21 protein-coding genes and 1 tRNA gene are annotated in these 23,080 nt (G+C 71.4%); 17 read left to right on the top strand and 5 right to left on the bottom strand.

All coding sequences use genetic code 11. The features are described 5' to 3' along the window. Nucleotides 1-17 precede the first annotated feature (17 nt). Nucleotides 18-977 carry a D-2-hydroxyacid dehydrogenase family protein gene (locus tag ABT254_RS26610; RefSeq protein WP_351474908.1) on the bottom strand — a complete coding sequence of 320 codons (960 nt, stop codon included), beginning with the start codon at nucleotides 975-977 and terminating at the stop codon, nucleotides 18-20. Nucleotides 978-1,171: 194 nt separating this feature from the next. On the opposite strand from ABT254_RS26610, the gene ABT254_RS26605 reads away from it, so the two are divergent. The 7 genes from ABT254_RS26605 to ABT254_RS26575 all read left to right on the top strand — a co-directional run bounded on the left by ABT254_RS26605 (nucleotide 1,172) and on the right by ABT254_RS26575 (nucleotide 8,080). Next, a complete protein-coding gene (locus tag ABT254_RS26605) occupies nucleotides 1,172-1,450 on the top strand; it encodes a hypothetical protein (protein ID WP_351474905.1) in 279 nt (92 codons plus the stop codon). A gap of 42 nt (nucleotides 1,451-1,492) precedes the next feature. Then, complete coding sequence (locus tag ABT254_RS26600; protein WP_351474902.1) at nucleotides 1,493-1,855, top strand: ArsR/SmtB family transcription factor; 363 nt, start codon at nucleotides 1,493-1,495, stop codon at nucleotides 1,853-1,855. Continuing rightward, complete coding sequence (gene mgtA / locus ABT254_RS26595) at nucleotides 1,848-4,496, top strand: magnesium-translocating P-type ATPase (RefSeq protein WP_351474899.1); 2,649 nt, start codon at nucleotides 1,848-1,850, stop codon at nucleotides 4,494-4,496. Before ABT254_RS26600 ends, mgtA begins: the two co-directional genes overlap by 8 nt. Before the next feature lie 15 nt (nucleotides 4,497-4,511). Beyond that, complete coding sequence (gene tatA, locus ABT254_RS26590) at nucleotides 4,512-4,805, top strand: Sec-independent protein translocase subunit TatA (RefSeq protein WP_351474896.1); 294 nt, start codon at nucleotides 4,512-4,514, stop codon at nucleotides 4,803-4,805. A gap of 242 nt (nucleotides 4,806-5,047) precedes the next feature. Then, nucleotides 5,048-6,676 carry an LCP family protein gene (locus ABT254_RS26585; RefSeq protein ID WP_351474893.1) on the top strand — a complete coding sequence of 543 codons (1,629 nt, stop codon included), beginning with the start codon at nucleotides 5,048-5,050 and terminating at the stop codon, nucleotides 6,674-6,676. Between the two features lie 158 nt (nucleotides 6,677-6,834). Further along, nucleotides 6,835-7,758, top strand: coding sequence for a zinc-binding dehydrogenase (locus tag ABT254_RS26580; RefSeq protein ID WP_351474890.1), 924 nt, complete (start codon nucleotides 6,835-6,837; stop codon nucleotides 7,756-7,758). 97 nt (nucleotides 7,759-7,855) lie between these two features. Further along, complete coding sequence (locus ABT254_RS26575; protein WP_351474887.1) at nucleotides 7,856-8,080, top strand: hypothetical protein; 225 nt, start codon at nucleotides 7,856-7,858, stop codon at nucleotides 8,078-8,080. Nucleotides 8,081-8,370: 290 nt separating this feature from the next. Here ABT254_RS26575 and ABT254_RS26570 read toward each other — a convergent pair. After that, nucleotides 8,371-8,443 (bottom strand) — tRNA-Arg (locus ABT254_RS26570). 320 nt (nucleotides 8,444-8,763) lie between these two features. Between ABT254_RS26570 and ABT254_RS26565 the strand changes: the two genes are divergently transcribed. From ABT254_RS26565 to ABT254_RS26525, 9 genes are all read left to right on the top strand, one after another. After that, nucleotides 8,764-10,371, top strand: a complete 1,608-nt coding sequence (locus tag ABT254_RS26565; RefSeq protein ID WP_351474884.1) for a dynamin family protein — start codon at nucleotides 8,764-8,766, stop codon at nucleotides 10,369-10,371. Nucleotides 10,372-10,374: 3 nt separating this feature from the next. Continuing rightward, complete coding sequence (locus ABT254_RS26560) at nucleotides 10,375-12,264, top strand: GTPase (RefSeq protein ID WP_351474882.1); 1,890 nt, start codon at nucleotides 10,375-10,377, stop codon at nucleotides 12,262-12,264. Nucleotides 12,265-12,594: 330 nt separating this feature from the next. Further along, nucleotides 12,595-13,071 carry a single-stranded DNA-binding protein gene (locus ABT254_RS26555; RefSeq protein ID WP_351474879.1) on the top strand — a complete coding sequence of 159 codons (477 nt, stop codon included), beginning with the start codon at nucleotides 12,595-12,597 and terminating at the stop codon, nucleotides 13,069-13,071. 259 nt (nucleotides 13,072-13,330) lie between these two features. Continuing rightward, a complete protein-coding gene (locus ABT254_RS26550; protein WP_351474876.1) occupies nucleotides 13,331-14,740 on the top strand; it encodes a Cys-Gln thioester bond-forming surface protein in 1,410 nt (469 codons plus the stop codon). Between the two features lie 115 nt (nucleotides 14,741-14,855). Next, nucleotides 14,856-15,224, top strand: a complete 369-nt coding sequence (locus ABT254_RS26545) for a hypothetical protein (RefSeq protein ID WP_351474873.1) — start codon at nucleotides 14,856-14,858, stop codon at nucleotides 15,222-15,224. Nucleotides 15,225-15,320: 96 nt separating this feature from the next. Next, nucleotides 15,321-15,608, top strand: a complete 288-nt coding sequence (locus ABT254_RS26540) for a zinc-ribbon domain-containing protein (RefSeq protein ID WP_351474871.1) — start codon at nucleotides 15,321-15,323, stop codon at nucleotides 15,606-15,608. A 134-nt stretch (nucleotides 15,609-15,742) separates the two neighbouring features. Further along, complete coding sequence (gene ettA / locus ABT254_RS26535) at nucleotides 15,743-17,407, top strand: energy-dependent translational throttle protein EttA (protein ID WP_351474869.1); 1,665 nt, start codon at nucleotides 15,743-15,745, stop codon at nucleotides 17,405-17,407. Nucleotides 17,408-17,413: 6 nt separating this feature from the next. Then, nucleotides 17,414-17,827, top strand: coding sequence for an acyl-CoA thioesterase (locus ABT254_RS26530; protein ID WP_351474866.1), 414 nt, complete (start codon nucleotides 17,414-17,416; stop codon nucleotides 17,825-17,827). Continuing rightward, nucleotides 17,824-18,501: a DUF8185 domain-containing protein gene (locus ABT254_RS26525; protein ID WP_351474863.1), complete on the top strand. Its 678-nt coding sequence runs from the start codon at nucleotides 17,824-17,826 to the stop codon at nucleotides 18,499-18,501. The genes ABT254_RS26530 and ABT254_RS26525 overlap by 4 nt, the downstream gene beginning before the upstream one ends. Before the next feature lie 221 nt (nucleotides 18,502-18,722). On the opposite strand, the gene ABT254_RS26520 is transcribed toward ABT254_RS26525, so the two are convergent. Further along, nucleotides 18,723-19,127, bottom strand: a complete 405-nt coding sequence (locus ABT254_RS26520; RefSeq protein ID WP_351474861.1) for a globin — start codon at nucleotides 19,125-19,127, stop codon at nucleotides 18,723-18,725. A gap of 132 nt (nucleotides 19,128-19,259) precedes the next feature. Here ABT254_RS26520 and ABT254_RS26515 point away from each other — a divergent pair, with 132 nt between their 5' ends. After that, nucleotides 19,260-20,243 (top strand): methyltransferase domain-containing protein, encoded by a 984-nt coding sequence (locus tag ABT254_RS26515; RefSeq protein ID WP_351474858.1) that lies wholly within the window; start codon nucleotides 19,260-19,262, stop codon nucleotides 20,241-20,243. A gap of 61 nt (nucleotides 20,244-20,304) precedes the next feature. Here ABT254_RS26515 and ABT254_RS26510 read toward each other — a convergent pair whose 3' ends face one another. Next, entirely contained in the window at nucleotides 20,305-21,558 is a 1,254-nt protein-coding gene (locus ABT254_RS26510; protein ID WP_351474856.1) for an FHA domain-containing protein, read from the bottom strand. A gap of 79 nt (nucleotides 21,559-21,637) precedes the next feature. After that, entirely contained in the window at nucleotides 21,638-22,984 is a 1,347-nt protein-coding gene (locus ABT254_RS26505) for a vWA domain-containing protein (RefSeq protein ID WP_351474854.1), read from the bottom strand. Nucleotides 22,985-23,080: the final 96 nt, after the last annotated feature.

The following is a 23,080-nucleotide window of genomic DNA, read 5'->3' as shown; positions in this document are numbered from 1 at the left end:
CGCTCCCGGGAGCCGGCTCAGCCCAGCCGGCGTACCGGGGCGCCGTCCAGGAACGCCCGGATGTCCTCCACCGCCTCCCGGTAGTACGTCTCGTAGTTCGCCCGCGACACATAGCCGAGGTGGGGGGTGGCGAGCAGACGGGGAGCCGTGCGCATCGGGTGGTCGGCGGGGAGGGGCTCGATGTCGAAGACGTCGATGCCCGCGCCGGCGATCCGACCCTCGTGCAGGGCGGCGAGCAGGGCGTCCTGGTCGACGATCGCGGCGCGGGAGGTGTTGACCAGGTAGGCGGTGGGCTTGAGGAGGGCGAGTTCGGCGGGGCCGAGCAGGCCGCGGGTGCGCTCGCTCAGGGCCAGGTGGACGGAGACGTAGTCGCTGCTCGACAGCAACTCCTCCTTGGAGGCGGCGAGTTCGACGCCCACCTCGTCGGCGTACTCCTTGGTGAGGTTCTGGCTCCAGGCGCTGACGTGCATGCCGAAGGCGGTGCCGACGCGGGCGACCCGGCTGCCGATCCTGCCCAGCCCGAGCAGGCCCAGGCGGCGGCCGTGCAGGTCGGCCCCCACGGTCTGCTGCCAGGGGCCGCCGGAGCGCAGGGAGTTGCTCTCCTCGACGAGGGAGCGGGCGAGGCCGAGGAGCAGGGCCCAGGTCAGTTCGACGGGCGGTGTCGAGGTGCTCGCCGTGCCGCACACGGTGACGCCGTGCGCCTCGGCGGCGGCGTGGTCGATGACGCTGTTGCGCATGCCGGAGGCGACGAGCAGCTTCAGCCGGGGCAGGCGGGCGAGCAGCGAGGCGGGGAAGGGAACGCGCTCGCGCAGGGTGACGACGATGTCGAAGTCGGTCAGGGCAAAGGCGAGTGCGTCCTCGGTGTCGAAGTGTTCGGCGAAGCTGACGACCTCCACCCGGTCGGCCACGGGTGACCAGTCGGCGAGCTCCGTCGCCACCTGCTGGAAGTCGTCGAGCACAGCGCAGCGCAGCCGCACGGCGGGTCCCTTCGTCGGCGCGGTCGGGTGGCAGGGCGTGATCAGTAATGGTCGCGCATGAGCGGATCCGCGAGCCAGTCGGGCATGCGGGGACCGAGTACGCGTAGATCAAGAAGCCTTTAAGGATTGCGCAAGCCGAGAACCATTACACTCGCCACTCCATGCCGCAGGCGTCCATCCATCGGGGGAGATACATGCGGTTCGTGTGTGTACGGGCGATGCTCGTGACCGGGGTACCGGCCGTTGCCGCGGCCCTTTTCCTGTTCCTCGGGTTCGGCGTGGGCGCCTTCGCCGGCCGGCCCTACGTCGGCCAGGGGCTGATCACGGCGGGGCTGGTCGCCGGGGCCGTGGCCGCCGGGACGGCGGTCGGTGACGTCGCCTGGTTCCTGATGGCGGCCCGCGGCCGGTCCGAGCCGGACGACGCGACGGCAGGGGGCGCCGAGACGGAGGTCCGGGCACAGCCGGACACCTAGACTGGACCGAGCGTGACGACCAGGGCTGGACGGGAGAGGACTGTGGCGGCAGACATCGGGGGCTTCGACGATCCGTCCGCCGAGGTACTGGCCGAGGCGGCCGCCGCCTTCGGACTGCTGGCCTCCTCGGCCCGGTTGCACCTCGTGTGGGCGCTGGCGCAGGGCGAGAGCGATGTCACCCACCTCGCCGACCGGGTGGGCGGGGCCCTGCCCGCGGTCAGCCAGCACCTGGCGAAGCTGAAGCTCGCGGGGCTCGTGCGGTCCCGGCGGGAGGGGCGGCGGCAGATCTACTTCGTCGACGATCCCGACGTGGTGACCGTGGTCCGGGTGATGGTGGGACAGCTGGCCGCGCGTGCCGACGGGGCGTCCGCTTCCGTGCACGCGCTGCACGGGGCCGGTGGCTGACACCACCGCGGCCCCGGAACCGGACTCCGGGGCGCTCGATTCCGCGGGAGGGCCGGGACCGGTCGCCGATGCGGGATCGGGGCCGGGCCCTGCGACGCTGCTGCAGACCCTGCGGCGCCTGGGCAGCGGGCCGCGCGGTCTGACGGAGGCGCAGGCCGAGGAGCGTCAGGCCCGCTTCGGGCCCAACACGCTGCCGACGCACCGGGAGGCCTCCTGGCCACGGGCGTTGCTGCGCAGTCTGCGCGATCCGTTCACCGCCGTGCTGCTGTGCCTCGGGCTGGTGTCGGCGGCCGTCGCCTCCTGGGGCACCGCCTGTGTGATCCTCCTGCTGGTCGCCGTGAGCTGTGTGCTGCGGGCGTCCGGGGAGTACCGGGCCGGCCGGTCCATGGCCGCGCTGCGCGGTCTGGTCGCCACCACCGCCACCGTCCTGCGCCGCGCCGGGGAGGACCTGCCGCCGGACGCCCGGGAGATCCCGGTGGACGAGCTGGTGCCGGGAGATGTGATCCGGCTCGGCCCCGGCGACCTGGTCCCCGCCGACGTACGACTGCTGCGCGCGCAGGGCCTGACCGTGCATCAGGCCGTGCTCACGGGCGAGTCGGCCCCGGTGGCGAAAGACGCCGCCGACGGGGCGGGCGGTGGTCCGTTCGACCGGCCCGAGCTCTGCTTCCAGGGCAGCAGTGTCGCCTCCGGCAGCGCCACCGCGGTCGTCGTGGCGACCGGTGCGCGCACCCGGTTCGCCGCGGCGCACGGCCGCGGCGACGCCCGGCCCGAGGCGAGCGCCTTCGACCGGTCCGTGCACGGCATCTCCTGGATCCTCATCCGGTTCATGCTGCTGACCCCGCCGCTGGTCCTGATGGCCAATGCCGCGCTGCGCGACCGCGGTCTGGAGACGCTGCCGTTCGCCGTGGCCGTGGCGGTCGGGCTGACGCCGGAGATGCTGCCGGTCATCGTCACCATGTGCCTGGCCCGCGGCGCCTCGCTGCTGGCCCGCAGCCACGGGGTGATCGTCAAACGGCTGCCCGCGCTGCACGACCTCGGCGCCGTCGACGTGCTGTGCCTCGACAAGACCGGCACGCTCACCCGGGACCGGCCGGTCCTCCACCGGGCCCTCGCCCCGGACGGCCGGGAGGACCCCGAGGTGCTGCGCTGGGCCGCGGTGAACGCCTGGTGGACCCTGCAGCTCGCCGATCTGCCCGCCCCGGACGCCCTCGACGACGCGGTCCTGGACGCGGCCGACGAGGACGACGTCATGGCGTACGACGGGGTGGCCGCCCTTCCGTTCGATCCGCTGCGGCGCCTTGCGACCGCCGTCGTGGGCAGACCGGGGCGGCTGGGCACGCACACCCTGGTCGTCAAGGGGGCCGCCGAGGGCGTCCTGGAGCGTTGCGTACTGGAGGACGACGAGCGCGGGGAACTGCTCGCGCTCGCGGCGCGGCACGCGGACGACGGGCTGCGGGTGCTGGCCGTCGCCACCGCCGACCGCCCCGCCCGCACCCGCGAGTACACGGCCGCCGACGAACGCGGCCTTGACTTCCGGGGCTTCGTCACCTTCAAGGACGCGCTCGCCCCGACCGCCGGCGACGCGCTGAAGGTCCTCGCCGACCGGGGCGTCACCGTACGGATCCTCACCGGCGACCACCCGGGCACCGCCGTCCGCGCCTGCCGCGACCTGGGCATCGCCGTACCGCAGGACGGAGTCCTCACCGCCGACGGCATCGACTCGCTCACCGACGCCGAACTCGCCGCGGCCGCCGCCCGAACCGTCGTCATCGCCCGCTGCACCCCCGAGCACAAGGCCCGCTTCGCCGCCGCCCTGCGAGCCGGCGGACACACCGTAGGCTACCTCGGCGACGGGGTCAACGACCTGCCCGCCCTGCGCGCGGCCGACGTCGGCATCGCACCGCGCGACGCGGTGGCCGTCGTCCGGGACAGCGCCGACGTGGTCCTGGCCGACAAGGACCTCACCGCGATCGACCACAGCATCGCGGCCGGACGGTACTCGGGCGGCAACATCGCCACCTATCTGCGCATCACCCTCTCCTCCAACCTCGGCAACGTCATCGCCATGCTCGCGGCGGGCCTCCTGCTGCCCTTCCTGCCGATGCTGCCGGCCCAGGTGCTGGCGCAGAACCTGTGCTTCGACGCGGCCCAGCTGGCCTTCGCGCACGACCGGCCGCATCCCTCCGTGCTGCGCCGTCCGACGCTGCTGCGCCCTCGCGACCTGCTGCGCTTCATCATCGGCTTCGGCGTCCTCAACGCGGTGGCCGACCTGGCCACCTTCGGCGTGCTGGAACTCGCCCTGCACGGGCCCGAGGGGCTGGACGACCAGGCCGTGTTCCACTCCGGCTGGTTCACCGAGAACCTGCTCACCCAGGCCCTGGTGATGGTGCTGCTGCGCACGGGGCGCCTCGCGGCGGGTCGGGGACCCGGGCCGATCGGCTGGGCGGCGGGCGCGCTGGCCGCCGTAGGGCTGCTGCTGCCGGTCTCCCCGCTCGGCTCGCTGCTCGGGCTGACCCCGCTGCCGCTCCTCTACTACCTGCTGCTGGCCGCCGTTCTCGCGCTGTACACCGTCGGACTGATGGCTGTCGGAAGGGCACCTTGGTTGTACAGTTGCGCAACGCAGCAACCATGCGAGAAGTGAGAAGGGGTGGGCGGGATGCTCCGCAACGGACTGGAACCCTGGCACCTGCTGGTCCTGGCGATCGTCATCATCGTGCTGTTCGGTTCCAAGAGGCTGCCCGAGGCCGCCCGCGGGCTCGGCAAGTCCATGCGCATCCTCAAGAGCGAGGCGAAGGCGATGAAGGAGGACGGCGCCGCCCCGGCACCCGCCGCCCAGCGCCGGTCCGAGCCCGCGTTCCCGTCCGGCGCGACGGCCGTCCGTGTCGTCCAGTCCTTCCCGGGCGATACGGCATCGGCCCGTCCGGTCTCCGAGGGCAGCACGGTTCGCTGAGCCGGTACGGCGTACCGGCCCGGTGCAGGTGGGAGGTGTGACGCAGCCCACCTGCGAACGGGATAACGCTTGCTATATTGCGCAATCAACCAACCCGAGGGATGCGCCGTGGCGCCGTCGGTTGGCGTCGGCCACAGCGTAGGGAGTGGGAGTTGAGCGACCCCTGGGGCGGAAACCGTGGCCATGCGGCCACCCGAGATCGTTCAGCAAGCGTTCCCCGTCAGCGCGAGTCGGATGACGGCATGTCCCGCCCGCCGCAGGGGGGCCGGGCGGCCACCCGGCAGGCTGCGCGCTCCCGGGGGCGCGGCTCGGGCCGCCGGGCCAAGCCCGTCGTCCGGCGCAGAAGGATCGCCCGCATAGCCCTGTTCACGGTGGCGGTGCTGATCCTGGTCACCGCCGGAGCCGGTGCCTGGCTGTACGAGCACCTGAACGGCAACATCAAGAGCGTCGCGATCGACGACGGCGCCGGCGGGAAAGAGAAGGCCGACGCCTTCGGGCGGACCCCGATCAACATCCTGGTGATCGGCTCCGACGGCCGTAACAACGCGGCCGACTGCAAACTGGGCGGCGGCTGCGGCTCGGCGAGTTCGACCGTCGGGCACAACGCGGACGTGGAGATGGTGGTGCACGTCTCCGCCGACCGCTCCAACGCCACCGTGATGAGCGTCCCGCGCGACACCATGACCAATGTCCCCGCGTGCAAGGACCCGGACAGCGGTCAGGCGACGTCCGGCTACTACGGGCAGATCAACAGCGCGCTGCAGTACGGCGCGGCCTGCCAGGTCAAAACCATTCACCAGCTCACCGGCATCACCATCGACCACTTCGTGATGCTCGACTTCTCCGGCGTGGTGAAGATGTCCGACGCGGTCGGCGGTGTGTCGGTGTGCGTCAGCGACAACGTCTACGACACCTACTCCCATCTGAAGCTGGCCAAGGGCACCCACACCCTCCAGGGCGATGCGGCGCTGGAGTTCGTCCGCTCCCGGCACGGCTTCGGCGACGGCAGCGACCTGGGCCGTACCGTCTCCCAGCACCTCTTCCTCAGTGCCATGATCCGCAAGTTCAAGAGCGCGGGGACCCTGACGGACCCGGCCAAGGTGTACTCGCTGGCGGACGCCGCCACCAAGGCGCTGACCGTGGACACCGGCCTGGGCAGCGTCACCAGGCTGGTGGACCTGGCGACCGATCTGAACAAGGTCCCGTCCAAGCGGATGACGTTCACCACGATGCAGACCGCGGCCGACCCGACCAACGCCAACCGGGTCGTCCCCGCGGCCTCCGCGAAGTCGCTGTTCGCGACCATCGCGAACGACCAGTCCCTGACCTCGGACAGCGGCAAGAAGAAGACGTCCTCGGCGTCCCCGTCCGCGTCGGCGGCGGCCACCGTGCCGGCCTCCGAGGTCGCCGTACAGGTCGAGAACGGCACCACCACCGGCGGACGCGCCTCCGCCGTCGCGCAGGCCCTCCTCGCCAAGGGCTTCAGCTCGAACACCACCACGGGCAACGCCCCCGCGCAGTCGTCGAGGACGACGATCACCTACGGCCCCGGGCAGAAGGCCGAGGCCCAGACGGCGGCCTCCGCCCTCGGACTGCCCGCCTCGCACCTCACCCAGGGCAGCGGCAGCGGCGTGGTCCTCGTCATCGGCAGCGACTGGCCGAGCGGCACCGCGTACGGCTCCTCGGGCGGTTCGTCGGCCGCCCCCGCCGACACGCACGCCGCGGTGGCCGACGCCCACGCCCAGACCGCCGACAAGGCCAAGACCTGCGCGAAGGTCAGCCCCTACAAGACGGTGCAGATCAACGGCGTGCCGATGACACCGTCCCAGGCGTACGCGGCGGCGAGCGGCAGGAAGGACTCGGCGCCGTGACCGAGCCCCTCGCCGGATGAGCGGTTCGTCGCCGTGCGGCCCGTTCAGCCGGTGTCGGATCTCTGCTCCGCCGCGGTGTCATAGACGGCGCGGGCCTCGGCGATGGCGGACCGGTGCCGCTTGACTGCTGTAACAAGTCGTGAACCAGGGGGGAAGACATGCCTGTTCGTGCTCTCGTCGTCGATCCGTCCGCATCCGCGGCCGTCCGCCTCGCCGAGGTGCCCGACCCCGTGCCCGGACCGGGCCAGGTCCTGGTGGATGTCTCCCACGCCTCGTTGAACCACGGCGACCTCAACGACGCCCGCTCGGGGCGCGTCCCCGTGGGCGCGGTGCTCGGTTCGGACGCCGCCGGAGTGGTCGTTCAGGCCGCGGCCGACGGAACGGGCCCGGCGGTGGGCACCCAGGTCGTGGCGCTGACCGCGGGGGCGTTCGCCGAGCGCGTGGCGATCGACGTGGACGCACTCGCTGAAATACCGAAGGGCCTGGAGCCGGCACGGGCGGCCGCTCTGCCGGTGGCCGGAGTGGCGGCACTGCGCGCGCTGCGGGCCGCGGGGCTCGGACCGGACAAGCGGGTGCTGGTCACCGGGGCCTCCGGCGGGGTCGGCCGGTTCGCTGTCCAGCTGGCGGCGCGGGCCGGCGCCCATGTGATCGCGTCGGTGGGCTCGGCGGCCCGCGGAGAGGGGCTGACCGAGGCCGGCGCCGACGAGGTGCTGATCGGGCTGGAGGGGCTCGATCGACCGGTCGACGCGGTCATCGACAGCGTGGGCGGCTCTCAACTCGTCGCGGCATGGAACCTGCTCGCTCCCGGGGGCAGCGTGCAGAGCGTCGGCTGGACCTCCGGGGAGCCGGCCGTCTTTCCGCCGTATGCGACCGTCGGCCCGGCCAAGTCGCTGAACTCCTTCGTCATCGAGGGCCATGCCGGCGCGGACCTGGCCGTTCTCGCCGGCATGGCCGCTGAGGGGTTCCTCAGGGTCGAGATCGGCTGGCAGGGCTCCTGGGACCGCTTCGACGAGGCCGCCGAGGCCCTCCGCGGGCCCCGCGTCTCAGGAAAAGCGGTCATGGCGCTGGGAAGCCCACACTGACCAGCGGAGACCGGACGCCCGGCCTCTGGTTCCGGCACGTGGGGGACACGCCCATGGTGAGCCGTGTCCGGTGATGGGCATGGTCGTTGGAGCGAACATGCGAAAGATCATCATGACCGCCACGCTGGCCGTGGCTGCTGTCGCCATGGCAGTTCCTGCTCACGCGGACAACAAGTCGACCCCCCACTGGACCTTCGCGCCGGGATCCGTCTGCGGGCTGGAAGGGGCAGAGGTGTCGGTGCTGCCGATTCTGACCGACTTCGTTCCCGTCCACGCCAACAACTGCCCGAACGGCAACGTGCTCGACTACCCGACGATCTAGGTCGAACGGTCCCCTCAACCCACCACCATCCCGGTGTGTCGAGGGCAACTTCCTGACTGGAAGAAGCCGGTGAAAGCCGCCGGAGACCTCCCCGAGCTGCCCGCCACTGGTTGATCTTCGGCCAAAAACTTCGAGACGTATTCGACACGGCGACCCGCAAGAACCCGGTGACAGCCGGACAGCCCCGGAGCCTTCCCTTGATCGTTGGGGGAGCGCCCGGGGCTTTGTCGTGCCCGAGGAAGCCGCTCTGAACAGCAAAAACGCCCTCCCGAAGGAGGGCGGAGACTGGGCGCCCCCGGCAGGACTCGAACCTGCGGCCAAGCGCTTAGAAGGCGCCTGCTCTATCCACTGAGCTACGGGGGCCGGTGTGTGGCCTCTGTCGTGGGTGCCCGGGTGTGGGCCGTTCCGTGACGTTGCCGGGGACAAGGATAGGGCTCCCGTGTCCTTGTCCCTGTTGCTTCGCCTCCGTGGCTCGATGTGGAGGTTCGGTGAAGCGGTCCTGATAATCGCAGGCAGGTACGAATCGTGCATCGCTTTTGGGCCCTCGCGCACCGGGTGTTGTGCACTCGTTATGCCTGGACTGTGCCCGCGTCCCAGTCGTCCCTTCCGTCCCTTGTGTCCTGTCGGCGCGCAGACATGCTCATATGCTTCAGAATTCCCCTAAAATCGGGCATTCTCCGCATGTGGTGACCTTGGACGTACGGCCTCAGCTGCTCGACGCACTCTCCGCCCTGCGCGACAGTGTCGCCGCCGCACGCTTCCCGCTGCCCCTGGCCGGGGCTCCACGCGCGCGTGCCAACCGCGACGAACTGCTCGCACAGCTCGACGACTACTTGGTGCCCCGCCTGCGGGAGCCCGAAGCGCCCTTGCTGGCCGTCGTGGGCGGATCGACAGGAGCCGGCAAGTCGACTCTCGTCAACTCCCTCGTGGGGCGCCGGGTCAGTGAGGCGGGCGTGCTGCGGCCGACCACGCGGACCCCGGTGCTGGTGTGCCACCCGGAGGACCATCACTGGTTCAGCGGGATGAGGGTGCTGCCCGACCTCACGCGCGTGTGGGTGCCCCATCAGGACACCGGGGACGACCTGTTGCTCCCCGGGGAGGACCCCGCGCGCGTGCTGCGCGTCGAGACCGCCGACACGATGCCGCGCGGGCTCGCCCTCCTCGACGCCCCCGACATCGACTCCCTCATCGCCGACAACCGCGTCCTGGCCGCCGAACTCGTCTGCGCGGCCGACATCTGGGTGATGGTCACCACAGCCGCCCGCTACGCCGATGCCGTGCCCTGGCATCTGCTGCGTACGGCGAAGGAGTACGACGCCACCCTCGTGACGGTGCTCGACCGCGTGCCGCACCAGGTCGTCTCCGAGGTGTCCCGGCAGTACGGCGCCCTGCTCACCAAGGCCGGACTCGGCGACGTACCGCGCTTCACCGTGCCCGAACTGCCCGAGTCCGCCTGGGGAAGCGGGCTGCTGCCGGCCACCGCCGTGGCCTCGCTGCGGACCTGGCTCGTGCACCTGGCGCAGGACCCGGCCGCCCGGCAGCAGGCCATGGCACGCACCGTGAACGGGATGCTCGACTCCCTCAGGACCCGGCTGCCCGAACTGGCCAGTGCCTCCGCCGCCCAGTACGCGGCGGCCCTGCGGCTCACCAACGCCGTCGAAGGCGCGTACGACAGCGAGCACGCGCGCGTGCGGGCGCGGCTGCAGGCAGGCGCCGTACTCGCCGGAGACGCCCTCAAGCGGTGGCGCGCGTTCCCCCTGGACTGCTCCGCCGGAGAGCTCCTGGACGCGCTCGTGGAGAGCCTGGCCACGCTCCTGCTGTGCGCCGTCACGGCAGCCGACGAGCGCATCCGGGAGGCCTGGCGGCGCGAACCCGCGGCGAGCGCCCCGGAGCTGACGGAACAGGAGCCGTCCTCGGAGAGCGCCGAGGACCGCATCGGGATGGCCGTACGGCGATGGCGGCGCGAGCTCGAGGAGTACGCCGAGGAAGAGGTCCGCGACCTCGACCGCAATGTCGCGCCGGACCCCGAGGTCGTCGCCGCCCTGGTCACCACCGCGCTGCTGGGCGGCCGCCGGGCGCGTCCGGCCGGTGAAGGGCTCGCCGAGCGGATCGGCGCGCACGGGGCGCTGCGGCTGCGCGACCGGGGCGGGCGGCTGCTCACCGAGCACCTCGACCGGGTCATGAACACCGAACGCGAGCGCCGCCTCGCCCCCCTCGACGCCCTCGAGATCCACCCCGAACCCCAGGCCGAACTCATCGCCGCGCTGTCCGTACTGCAGAAGGAGAGGTGACCGGTGACTGCCGTCACAGACGAGGACCACACGGGCCGGGCCGAGCACCCCGAAGAGAGCGCCAAGGGCCTGACGGGAGGGGGCGGAGCGGCGAAGCAGGGGCCCGGCGGGCGGGAGTCCGGCGTACGTGACAAAGGCGGCCACGCGCGCGTGGTGGACGTCGGCACCTCCCGTCGTGCCGACACCGCGAGCGCCTGGGACGACGGGCTGATCGCGCGGCGCGCCACCGAGGAGAACACCGGGTCCGAGCATGCCCCGGTGGTGGAGACACGGGCGCTCAGCGTCCAGCCGGCGGTCCCGCTCACCTACGACCGCCCCCTGCGGTCGCGGCTCGACGCGCTGCGGGAACTCGTGGGGCTCTCCCGCACCCGGCTCGACGGCCAGACGCTCGCCGAGGCCGGACGGGTGCTCGACGAGGCGGCGGCGCGGCGCAGGCTCTCCGGGCAGCACACCGTCGTCGCCATCGCGGGCGCGACGGGCAGCGGCAAGTCGCAGCTGTTCAACGCCCTGGCCGGGGTGCCCATTTCGGAGACCGGCGTACGGCGGCCCACCACCGCGACTCCCATCGCGTGCAGTTGGAGCGACGGCGCGGCGAGCCTCATCGAGCGGCTCGGCATCCCGCCCCGGCTGCGGCGGCGCCCGCTGCAGAACCCGGAGACCGAGGCGCAACTGCGCGGGCTGGTGCTGGTCGACCTGCCCGACCACGACTCCGCGGCCGTACAGCACCGTGAGCAGGTGGACCGGGTGCTGGCCCTCGTCGACGCCGTCATCTGGGTCGTCGACCCCGAGAAGTACGCCGACGCCGTCCTGCACGAGCGCTATCTGCGGCCCATGGCGGGACACGCGGAGGTCATGTTCGTCGTCCTCAACCAGACCGACCGGCTGCCCGGCGAGGCCACCCATCAGGTTCTCGACGACCTGCGGCGGCTGCTCGACGAGGACGGGATCGCACTGGGCGAGTACGGAGATCCCGGTGCCACCGTGCTCGCGCTGTCCGCGCTCACCGGGGACGGCGTCGGTGAACTGCGCGAGGCACTTGGGCAGTTCGTGGCGGAACGCGGCGCTCCGGCACGGCGAATTTCGGCTGATCTCGACGCGGCCGCGGCGTCGCTGCGGCCCCTCTACGCGGCACGGCGGCGGACCGGCCTGAGCGAGGAGGCGCGGGACGAGTTCTCCGCCCGGCTCGCGGACGCGGTGGGAGCCTCCGCCGCCGGCGAGGCGGCCGAGCGCGCCTGGCTGCGCAACGCCAACCGCGCCTGCGGAACGCCCTGGCTGCGGCTGTGGCGGTGGTACCGCGACCGGTCCGAGGCGACCACCGGGCGGGTGCCGTTGCCGACCCAGACGGACGAGGAGGTCACGGCACGCCAGCGTGTCGAGCAGGCGGTACGCACGCTCGCCGACCAGGCCGCGACCGGGCTGCCCGCGCCCTGGGCCCAGGCGGTGCGCGAGGCGGCCGTACGCGGCTCCCACGGGCTGCCCGAGGCGCTCGACGACCTGGCGGTACGGGCGGGGCTGCCGCCGGGCCGGCCACCGCGGCCGGGCTGGTGGCCACTGGCCGTCATGGCCCAGGTCTCCATGACGCTCCTTCAAGTCGTGGGCGGGTTGTGGCTGCTGGGGCAGATCATCGGGTTCATGGCGCCGAACCTGGGGGTGCCGGTGCTGCTGATGGCGGCCGGCATCATCGGCGGCCCGATCGTCGAGTGGAGCTGCCGGATGGCGGCGCGCGGACCGGCTCGGCGCTACGGCACCGACGCGGAAAGGCGATTGCGGGAGGCGGCCGCCGGGTGCGGCCGGGCCCGGGTGCTGGACCCGGTGGCGGCGGAGCTGCTGCGCTACCGGGAGGTGCGGGAGCAGTATGGGCGGGTGACGGGGGTGGGGAACGGGCCTCGGTGACATTCGGACGGGGCGGTGGCGCCCGGACGGGGCGGTGACACCTGGACGAGGCGGCGACACCCGGACGGGGCGTTGGCTCCCGGAGGGTGACGGTGAGCCTTTCTGTAGATGATCACTCTTCGGGGTCCATCTGGACTCACTCGTCCGGGTGACGGAGTTTTCCACAGGCGGGGGACGGTCCACAGGGTCCGGCGGGCTCGGCCCGGCACAGGCAGTCTGGCGGTGCGGTGATCGCGAGGGACGCGGTCACCGCGGCAGACGCAGCCGTACGGGACGGGCCCGTAGGCATGTCCGCCCGGCCCCGGCGGCCGGGCGAGGGAGGGGGTCGTGATGAACGAGACGATCATCTGCGCCGTGGGGAACGTGGCGACCAAGCCGGTGTTCCGGGATCTGGCGTCGGGGCCGTCGGCGCGCTTCCGGCTCGCGGTGACCACGCGCTATCTGGACCGCGAGAAGAACGAGTGGACCGACGGCCACACCAACTTCTTCACGGTGTGGGCGAGGCGGCAGTTGGCCACGAACGTGACCGCCTCGCTCGACGTGGGCGATCCCGTCATCGTGCAGGGCAGGCTCAAGGTGCGCACGGACATGCGCGAGGGACAGAACTGGGCCTCGGCGGACCTCGAGGCGGTGGCGATCGGCCATGACCTCACGCGCGGGACCTCGGCCTTCCGGCGGCCGGGCAGGCCGGAACCCGAGCCGGCCGCTGCTGAGCCCCGGCAGCCCGAGCCCAACTGGGAGACATCGCCCGGCGGTTCAGGTACTGACTCAACCCAACGAGAGCCGGAGCCCGCTGCGGTGACGTGATGTCAGGCGGTGCCCCGAGCTGACCGTACTGCGGCTTATCGGCGAATGCGTTCCGAACGGTCCGGTGGATTTGTCGATAAGCCCTGCTCATGGGCTGTCCTGGCGATAACGATTCCGAGTCGGATCGCTTGTCCGACGGTATGACCGGCAAGCGTGGTGCGCCGCGTCCATAGGATGCCCGGCATAGCTCTCGGGGCTTCTGATTCTGCTGGTGGGACCACACCCCCCACGTCAATGGTCCTGCTCGAAGGGGAATTTGGTGTTTTCTTCTTTCTCTGCGCCGTCCGCGCGCAGGCGAGGGGCCGTCCGTCTCGCCGCCGCGACGCTGGTGTCCGGTCTTGTGGCTGTCGGGATGCTCACCGGAGCCGGTACGGCCACCGCGGAGGAGACGACACAGAGCCAGGGCGGGGCGACCGCCACCATAGGCGGCCTCAAGACCTACGGGACCGCCGTGATCCACGAGAAGACCGGCGACCAGCAGGTCTCGGCAGGCCTGTTCGAGATGTCCGTCGACGGCGGCGGCACCCTGCAGACGTACTGCGTCGACATCCACAACCCCACCCAGCGGGACGCCAAGTACCACGAGACCGCCTGGAGCGGCACCTCGCTGGGCGCCAACGACAACGCCGGCCGGATCCGCTGGATCCTGCAGAACTCCTACCCGCAGGTCAACGACCTCGCGGCGCTCGCGGCGAAGGCGGGCGTCCAGGGCGGCCTGACCGAGCAGGACGCGGCGGCCGGCACCCAGGTGGCCATCTGGCGCTACTCGGACCACGCCGACGTCGACGCCGTCGACCCGCAGGCCGAGAAGCTGGCGGACTACCTGCAGAAGAGCGCGGTCGACATGGCGGAGCCCCAGGCGTCGCTGACGCTGGACCCGGCCGCCGTCTCCGGCCACCCCGGCGAGCTGCTCGGCCCGGTGACCGTGCACACCAACGCGACCGGCGTGACCGTGACGCCACCGGCGAACGCGGCGACCACCGGGGTGAGGATCGTCGGCAAGGACGGCAAGCCCCTCACCTCCGCGGTCGACGGCAGCCAGGTCTTCCTCGACGTGCCCGAGCACGCGGCCGACGGCTCGGCCGAGCTCACCGTGCAGGCCTCGACCACCGTGCCCGTGGGCCGCGCCTTCGCCTCCGACACCCGCAGCCAGACGCAGATCCTGGCCGGCTCCAGCGAGTCGACGGTCTCGGCGGTGGTGGGTGCGACCTGGGCGAAGAAGGGCGCCATACCGGCCCTGTCCGCCGCGCGGAACTGCGTCAAGGAGGGCGTGGACATCACCGCTGCCAACCAGGGCGACGAGGCGTTCACCTTCGAGCTGATGGGCATCGAGCACAGCATCCCGGCAGGCGAGTCCCGCACGGTGACGATCCCCCTGCAGGAAGACCAGCCCTACGACTTCACGATCACGGGCCCCGCCGGCTTCCAGAAGCGCTTCACCGGCATCCTCGACTGCAGGACCCAGGCCTCCGAGACCGGCAACGCGACCCAGATCCTCAGCGAACCGAGCCCCGCCACGGTGGGCGGCACAGCGGACGACACCAACCTCGCCGCAACCGGCGGCTCCACCGCGACCCCACTGATCGCGGGCATCGCCATCGCCCTGGTGGTGATCGGCGGCGCGGCCCTGGTCCTCGTAGGAAAGAAGAACGCACCGACGCAGGACTGAGACCCGGAGGAAGCGTGGGCGCCGAGGGCAAGGACGCCTCCCCAACTCACGCTCTTCCAACACGGGTTGGGCCACATGCGTGCGGCCCGGCCCGATCGATGGGCAGGATGGCCTCATGACGAAGTCATCCGTATCGCCCGGGTCGCCCACCTCCTCGGGGTCGGTGCTGTCCCTGTGGTCGCAGGACTCGGTGCTGTCGATCGGCTCGGTGGGGTCGGTGCTGTCCATCGGGTCCGTCGGCTCGGCCCTGTCCGTCGGGTCGATCGGGAGCGCGCTCTCCGTCGGGTCGATCGGCTCGGCGCTGTCGCTGATCTCGGCCGGGTCCTGGCTGAGCACGGGATCGCTGCTGTCCGCGCAGTCCCGGTGGTCGGTGCTGTCCTGGCGTTCCTCCCGTGCCTTCCGGTCGGCGGGAGTGGTCGGGGTGACGGCCGTAGCTGCCCTGCTGTTGGCCCAGCGGCTGCCCAGGGCGAACGGCGACCACTGACAGTCACCATGGCGCCGAGGAGGTGAATCTGCGAGAAGATCTCGGTCCAGCGTCTTCCACCCGGCGGCGGACACCGACCCGAGAAGGGCCGATCTCGTGATCATCTTTGGCACCAGGGGATACCTGTACCAGCTCGCGATACTCACACTGGTGTGCGGAGGCTGCGGCAACCCTGCCGCGCACACGCTCAGGAAGCGTGTCACGAAGTTCACGCTGTTCTTCGTGCCGCTGTTCCCCATCTCGACGAGGTACGCCACGCAGTGCACCTTCTGCGGCAGGGAACAGAAGGTGACCAAGGAACAGGCCGAACAGCTCCAGACCCAGGCCACAGCCACCCCCGACGGCCGCCCCCACACCCAGCCGCACCAGCACCCCGGAGCCTGATCACCCCCGACACCGGCCGGCGAAGCCCCAGGTCACGGGCGCCCGGCCATATGGGTTACCACCCAAGGCTGGACCTCAGGCAAGATGGGGTGTATCTGCCCACTGCCAGATTTCAAGCTGCCGGACGGTTTCTCTTGGCTGAGTACATCTACACCATGCGCAAGACGCGCAAGGCAATCGGCGACAAGGTCATCCTTGACGATGTTTCGCTGAACTTCCTGCCCGGCGCGAAGATCGGTGTGGTCGGGCCGAACGGTGCCGGTAAGTCGACCATCCTGAAGATCATGGCGGGGCTGGAGCAGCCGTCGAACGGTGACGCGTTCCTGTCGCCGGGCTACACCGTGGGCATCCTGCTCCAGGAGCCGCCGCTCAGCGAGGACAAGACGGTCCTGGAGAACGTCCAGGAGGGCGTCGCCGAGGTCAAGGGCAAGCTGGACCGGTTCAACGAGATCGCCGAGCTGATGGCCACCGACTACTCCGACGCGCTGCTCGACGAGATGGGCAAGCTGCAGGAGGAGCTCGACCACGCCAACGCGTGGGACCTCGACGCGCAGCTCGAGCAGGCCATGGACGCCCTCGGGTGCCCCCCGGGCGACTGGCCCGTCACCAACCTCTCCGGTGGTGAAAGGCGCCGCGTCGCGCTCTGCAAGCTGCTGCTGGAGGCCCCCGACCTGCTGCTGCTCGACGAGCCCACCAACCATCTCGACGCCGAGTCGGTGAACTGGCTGGAGCAGCACCTCGCCAAATACGACGGCACCATCGTGGCCGTCACCCACGACCGGTACTTCCTCGACAACGTGGCCGGCTGGATCTGCGAGGTCGACCGCGGCCGCCTGCACGGCTACGAGGGCAATTACTCCAAGTACCTCGAGACCAAGCAGACCCGTCTCAAGGTCGAGGGGCAGAAGGACGCCAAGCGGGCGAAGAGGCTCAAGGAAGAGCTCGAGTGGGTGCGGTCCAACGCCAAGGGGCGTCAGGCCAAGTCCAAGGCCCGTCTCGCGCGCTACGAGGAGATGGCCGCCGAGGCCGACAAGATGCGGAAGCTGGACTTCGAGGAGATCCAGATCCCGCCGGGTCCGCGTCTGGGCAGCATCGTCGTCGAGGTCAACAACCTCAGCAAGGGCTTCGGCGACAAGCTCCTCATCGACGACCTGAGCTTCACCCTGCCGCGCAACGGCATCGTCGGTGTCATCGGCCCAAACGGCGCCGGCAAGACCACCCTCTTCAAGATGATCCAGGGTCTGGAGACCCCGGACTCCGGCTCCATCAAGGTCGGCGAGACCGTCAAGATCTCCTACGTCGACCAGAGCCGCGAGAACATCGACCCGAAGAAGTCCCTCTGGGCCGTCGTCAGCGATGAGCTCGACTACATCAACGTCGGGCAGGTCGAGATGCCGAGCCGGGCGTACGTGTCCGCCTTCGGCTTCAAGGGCCCCGACCAGCAGAAGCCCGCCGGTGTCCTCTCCGGTGGTGAGCGCAACCGCCTCAACCTCGCGCTCACCCTCAAGCAGGGCGGCAACCTGCTGCTCCTCGACGAGCCGACCAACGACCTCGACGTCGAGACCCTCGGCTCGCTGGAGAACGCGCTGCTGGAGTTCCCGGGCGCGGCCGTGGTCGTCTCCCACGACCGGTGGTTCCTGGACCGCGTCGCCACGCACATCCTCGCCTACGAGGGTGACTCCAAGTGGTTCTGGTTCGAGGGCAACTTCGAGTCGTACGAGAAGAACAAGATCGAGCGGCTCGGACCGGACGCCGCGCGCCCGCACCGCGCCACCTACAAGAAGCTGACCCGGGGCTGATCGATCTTGCGTCACATCTACCGCTGCCCCCTGCGCTGGTCGGACATGGATGCTTACGGCCATGTCAACAACGCGATCTTCCTCCGGTATCTGGAGGAGGCACGCATCGACTTCCTGTCCCTGCGGGGCAAGGAGTCCAAGCAGGGGTCCGTGGTGGCGCGCCATGAGATCGACTACAAGCGGCAGCTCGTTCACCGGCCCGACCCGGTGGACATCGAGCTGTGGATCACCGAGATCAGGGCCGCGTCCTTCACCGTCACCTACGAGGTGAAGGACGAGGACCTGGTCTATGTACGGGCCTCGACCGTCGTCGTGCCGTTCGACTTCGAGACGCAGCGGCCGCGCCGGATCACCTCCGAGGAGCGGGAGTTCCTCGAGGGGTACCGGGACGACGCCGAGGAGGAGGCCGTCGCCGCATGACGGCGCTCCACCTTGCCGACGAGCGGGAGGCGGCGGACCTCGCGGCCTTCCTCTCGCGGCTGCTCCACTACGACCGCGGTGCCGCGGTACGTCTCCAGGCCGCCGGGACCGCGCTCGCCGTCTTCGGGCGGCCGCCGTCCTTCGAGGTGCTCGCGATCCGCGCGGTGCGGCTCGCCAAGCCGTACGAGAACGGGCTCGACGTCACGCTCGACGTGACCGTGTCCGCCGGTGAACTCCTGGAGGTGGTCGACGAGTCGGCGGCGACGGCGGGCGTTCCGGCGGCGTTGACGGGGCCGCCGTGGGCCGGCGTCCTCCCGCCCCGCGGCGGCTGGCGGCCCGAGCCCGGGCTGCCCGCGCCCGACGCGCTGCGCGCCATGGTCGGCGCGGCCGTCGCCGAATTCCGCTCCCGTACGGGGGAGTTGGCACCCGAGCTGCGCACACGCGCCGAGCTCGACCGCATCGGACGGGAGATCTGGTCCCGGACGGTCGGCGACACCCACCTTCCGGTACGGGCCGCGCACGCGGCACAGTCGCTCGGGTTCCTCCGGTCCACGCAGAGTGCCGGGGACCTGGCGCTGGTCTCGTCGGGCGCCTGGCTGCGGCTGCGTACGCCGTACGGGTCGATCGCCGTACGGCGTGCGGGGCTTGGGGGGCTGGACGTCAGCGTCCGGTAGCCATCCGCACGGGTCCGGTGGTCATCCCACGTGATCACTCACTGCCGTCCGGCCGTACGGCGATGCGGTCCGGCTCCAGGGCCACGCGGTCGCCGGACTTCGGACCGAGGCGCTGCGCGGCGTTCTGCGGGCCCCGCAGCGAGTGGCGCAGGGCCGCGTCACCGCTCGCGCGCCGACGCGTGACAGGGCGAACCGTGCCGCCGCGCCGAACGTCGTCAGGGTCAGTCCGGGGCGTTGACCATCGAGGCCGCGGCGTACGTCAGGTACTTCCACAGCTGCTGCTCGTGCTCCTCGGACAGGCCGAGCTCGTCGACGGCGTCCCGCATGTGCCGCAGCCAGGCGTCGTGCGCCTCGCGGTTCACGGTGAAGGGGGCGTGACGCATGCGCAGCCGGGGGTGGCCGCGGTTGTCGCTGTACGTCGTCGGGCCGCCCCAGTACTGGATCAGGAACAGCGTGAGGCGCTCCTCGGCCGGGCCGAGGTCCTCCTCGGGGTACATGGGCCGCAGTACCGGGTCCTCGGCCACCCCCTCGTAGAAACGGTGGACGAGGCGGCGGAAGGTCTCCTCCCCGCCGACCTGCTCGTAGAAGGTCTGCTCCTGAAGCGTGCCGCGCCGAATCTCATTCACGCTCCCATGCTCTCAGACCGCTCGGCGGAGGACTTGAGGCTTAGGTCCCCGCCCCGCCTCCAGGAACCGGACATTCCGGATCTGGCGGCTTCGGTACTCGCCTCGTGCCCCCTCCCGCCGCACAGTGGACCTATGGGCGCAGCTGCTCTCGACAAGGAACTGGACGACCTCGCGGCCACCGCGCGGGCGGAGCTCGTACGGGAGATCGACGCGAGCGGGGCCTGGGACGACGACCCGGTGTGGCGGGAGGCGTTCGCCGCGGTCCCGCGCCATCTCTTCGTGCCGTACTACTACGTCGGGGTCGTCGGCGGCTACGAGCGACGCTGGGGCGAGAGCCCTGATCCACGGACGCGCGAGCGCTGGCTGCGCGGGGCCTACGAGGACGCCCCGCTGGCCACGCGGCTGCGCGACGGCGAGCTGCTCTCCTCCAGCAGCCAGCCGTCGCTGATGGCGAAGATGCTGGCCGAGCTGAGGGTCGAGGACGGCAACCGGGTCCTGGAGATCGGCGCGGGCACCGGCTACAACGCTGCCCTGCTGGCCCACCGCCTCGGCGACGACGACCTGGTCACCACCGTCGACCTGGAGCCGGAGATCACCGAGTCGGCCCGGCAGCACCTGGCCGCCGCCGGCCACCACCCGGCCGTCGTCACCGGCGACGGCGCGCGCGGAGTCCCCGAACGCGGCCCCTTCGACCGGATCATCGCCACCTGCACCCTGACCTCGGTCCCGCGCGCCTGGCTCGCCCAGTGCAACCCCGGCGCCCGCATCCTGGCGCCCTTCGCCACGGGCCTGATCGTCCTGACGGTCCGGGACCCCACCCACGCCGAGGGCCGCTTCCTCCACACGCCCGCCTATTTCGTCCCCCTGCGCGGCGGGACCCGCCCCGAGCAGGAGTCACTCCAACTCGGCGACATTCCCCGCCGTGCCAGGGACCACGAACTCTTCCGCTTCCTCCTGGCCCTCACCCGCGGCACCCTCGATCCCCAGGAGGCCTTCGCCCTCTGGGACCACGAGGAACAGCCGGAGCGCCAGCGCTACGGCATCACCATCGGCACAGAGCGAGCGTGGGCATGGCTGGACGACCCGAAGGGGCCGTACATCTGGCCCCTCCGGTGATTCAGCCGCCCTTGAGGGGCGCGACCAGCCACGACCGCGCCGCGCCCCACAACGACATCAACTACCCACGGCGAATAGTGATCGTCGTCCACGCACCCACGTGCACTCGATCCCCATCCTGCAGAGGCACCGGCACAAAGGGTTGAATCGGCTCATCAGAGCCGTTGACCGTCGTACCGTTCGTCGAGTTCTGGTCCACGACCGCCCAACTGCCGTCCGGCTGCTGCACGAGCACCGCATGCTGGTGCGAGACGCCCGGGTCCTCCGGCGGCACCGCCAGGTCGATGTCGGGGGTGTCGCCGGTGGAGTGCCGGCGGCGGCCGATGGTGATCTGGTTGCCGCTGAGGGTGCGCTGCTGCTCCGGCGAGTACGCGGGCAGGTTGAGGCCCGCGGCCTCCGGGCCGGAGCGCTGCATCATCGCCATGAAGTACTCGCGGTCCGGACCGATGGTCGCCGTCCAGGTCACCGGCCCGCCCTGCGTCTGCGGGAAGCCCTGGCCGGGCGGGGGTGCCTGCGTCGAGCCGGGCTGCGGATAGCCGTAGCCACCGCCCTGACCGGGGCCGCCGGGGCCGCCGGACGGCGGGGAGATCACCCAGTCGTCGTCACCGCCGCCGAAGGACGGACCGCCCTGCTGCGGCGGACGTCCCGTCTCCTGCGGGTAGCGGGGCGGGGCCGGCGGACCGGGCTGCTGGAACGCCTGCGGGGCGCCCCCCGGGCCACCGGGGCCGCCGTGCGGTGTGGGGCCGGGCGGCGGCGGGACCGGACGCGACGGGTCGGGGCCGAAGCCGGACCGGTCGGCGAACGGGCTCGGCGGACCGGAGGGCTCGTTGCCGAAGGGGCTCGGCGGGCCCGAGGGTTCGTTGCCGAACGGGCTCGGCGGGATCGGCTCCGCCGGGCGGTTCATCTGGGACGGGCGGGAGCCCTGGTACTCGTACGAGTCGCCGCCGCCGTACGACGGACCGGGCGGCTGCTGCTGGAAGGGCCCGCCGGGGCCGGGCGCCGGCGGGCGCGGGGCGGCCGGGGTGTACGAGGTCGCGGTGTTCGTCAGGAAGTTCCACCGGCACTCCTCGCAGAACGGCGCGCCGCCCTCACGGGGCGTACGGCACTGCGGGCAGAGCTCCGGCTCGGGGTCCGGCACAGAGGAGAGCGGGCGGCCGCCGGGCCGAGGGCCCTGGCCGGGCGGCGGGAAGCCGTAGCCGCCGCCGGGCGGGGGCGGCGGGGGAGGGGGCGGAGGCACGGCACCGGCCATGCGGTGACCGCAGACCTCGCACCAGTCGTCGGAACCCGACTGGTGTCCGTTCGGGCAGGTCGGCATGTCGGCGCTTCCCCCTTTCCTTCAGGGTCCTACTCGATCCTGGGATGTGTGTGATGTGTACGGCGACGGGACGTCGCTGTCACTTCTTTACACGAACAGTCTTTGTCGACCGTGTCTCGAGAGTCATCTCGTCGGCCTCCGCGACCTTCGCTTTCAGTCGCACAGTACCTGTCGCGGCATCGACCACGTCCACCACCTTCGCAAGCAGTTTCGCAGTATCCGCGTTTCCGGAGGCGCTGGCGAGCTGAACGGCCCGGCCTAGTTTGGCCGTTGCTCCATCCATATCGCCCGCTTTGCGAAGATCCAGCCCTTGTTGGATGGCCTGTGCCAGTTCGGCCTGCCCCGTGTAGTGGGCGACCTGGGGGTTGATCGAGGTGGAAGCCACCATGTCGTCGGTCCACACGGCCCTGACGAGGCCCTGGGCGCCGAGGTTGTGCGCGCTGCCGTCGGGCTGCGGGACGACCAGGGAGACCCGGGCGGCGAGCATCTCCTGGCCGAGGGCCGCGGCCGGGACCTCGACGCATACGTGGTAGTCACGGGACTCGTCACCCCAGGAGCCGGTGGGGTAGTCCCCGGCGCGTGGGCCGGCCTCCGTGCGGCGGTCGGTCAGCTCCTCGACCGTGGGCGCCACCTGCTTGACGAACTTGATGGTGGTGCCCACCGGCGTCCACAGCCTCAGAGCGACGTCGGCGACCTCCTTGCCCATCGCCTTCTCCATCATCTGCGTGAAGTCGGCGGCGAGGGCGGCCGGGTCGGCGACGATGTCGGCGGTGCCGAGCAGTGCGGAGGCGATTCCTGTGACTTCTTTCACTTCCCAGTCGGTGCCCACGCCACGTGCGTCACAGGTGAACCGTCCGGCACATTCGTCGAGCGCCCGCTTGAGGTCCTCGGGCGACTCGTGCTCGTTGCGGCCGTCGGTGAGCAGGATGCCGTGCCGGATGGCGACCTCGTCCGAGGAGAGCAGCCGGTCGGCCAGCTTCAGCCAGGTGCCGATGGCCGTGCCGCCGCCCGCGCTCAGCTTCCGCAGGGCCTCCTTGGCCTGGCCGCGGGTGGTGGCGTCGGCGACCGCGAGGCGCCCGCCGCCCGGGTAGACCTCCTTGGCGACGTGCGTGCCGCCGATCACCGCGAAGTGCACCCCGTCGCGCAGGGTGTCGATCGCGGCGGCGGTCGCGTCACGGGCGTTGCGCATCTTGGTCGGCGGGTAGTCCATCGAGCCGGAGCAGTCGACCATGATCGCCACCCCCGCCGACGGGCCGCGCCCCGGCCCGTAGAGGTGAGGCGCTGCGACGGCGCTGCCGACCGTGCCGCCGCCGGTGGCGGTGACCGTGACGATGGCGTTGACCTCGCGGCCGCCCTCCGGCAGGTACTCGTTCTGGTACACGTCCATCGAGAACTGCGGCACGCTGGACTTCGAGAAATTGGCCATGCCTACTCAAATCCCCCTCGAAAACCCCGCGTTCGCGGGGCGACGACTGTATGCGGACCGGTCCCCTCCGGTCCGCTGAGGCATCCCCGTATACGG

It is taken from the genome of Streptomyces sp. NPDC001137 (assembly GCF_040298885.1).
Lineage (GTDB): Bacteria > Actinomycetota > Actinomycetes > Streptomycetales > Streptomycetaceae > Streptomyces.
The sequence above is the reverse complement of the archived record's forward strand: the minus strand, read 5'-3'. Positions and strand labels throughout refer to the sequence as shown.